This is a genomic window from Calditerricola satsumensis, from assembly GCF_014646935.1.
In the GTDB taxonomy this organism is placed as follows: Bacteria; Bacillota; Bacilli; order Calditerricolales; family Calditerricolaceae; genus Calditerricola; species Calditerricola satsumensis.
Window position 1 is genome coordinate 1 of the sequence record NZ_BMOF01000103.1, and the last position, 874, is coordinate 874.

Consider the following 874-nt stretch of genomic DNA (forward strand, 5'->3'; position numbering starts at 1 on the left):
ACGTCACCGAGGTGAAGGTGCTGAAGCATTTCATCGGCGGCCGGTGGGTGGAGGCGCAGGCGACCGCCACCCAGCCGGTGGTCAACCCGGCCACGGAAGCGGTGCTGGCCCACGTGCCGCTGGCGACGAAGGACGACGTCGACCGCGCGGTGGAAGCGGCCAGGGAGGCGTTCCCGGCATGGAGCCGCACGCCGGTTCCGAAGCGGGCGCGCATCCTGTTTCGCTTCCAGCAGCTCTTGGTGGAGCATTGGGACGAGCTGGCCCGGCTGATCACGCTGGAAAACGGCAAGACGCTGAAGGAAGCCCACGGCGAGGTGCAGCGCGGCCTCGAGTGTGTGGAGTTTGCCGCCGGGGCCCCCACGCTGATGATGGGCCGGCAGCTGCCCGACATCGCCACCGGAATGGAGTCGGGCTTCTGCCGCTACCCGCTGGGCGTGGTGGCGGGCATCACCCCGTTTAACTTCCCGATGATGGTGCCCTGCTGGATGTTCCCGCTGGCCATCGCCTGCGGCAACACCTTCGTGCTGAAGCCCTCCGAGCGCACGCCGCTCCTCGCCAACCGGCTGGCGGAGCTGCTTGCGGAAGCGGGGGTTCCCGACGGCGTGTTCAACGTCGTTCACGGCGCCCACGACGCGGTGAACCGGCTCCTCGAGCACCCCGACGTCAAGGCCATCTCCTTCGTCGGGTCCCAGCCGGTGGCCGAATACGTGTACAAGACGGCGGCGGCCCACGGGAAGCGGGTGCAGGCCCTGGCCGGGGCCAAGAACCACACCATCGTCATGCCCGACGCCGACCTGGACCTCGCCGTGCGCGAAATCGTGAATGCCGCCTTCGGGTCGGCCGGCCAGCGGTGCATGGCCTGCGCCGTCGTCGT

General features: G+C 69.3%; 1 protein-coding gene. It reads left to right on the top strand.

Annotation, left to right across the window (positions count from 1 at the left end; all coding sequences use genetic code 11):
- Positions 1-11 precede the first annotated feature (11 nt).
- On the top strand, positions 12-874 hold an 863-nt coding region (locus IEX61_RS12240; protein WP_188818258.1), incomplete at its 3' end, for an aldehyde dehydrogenase family protein.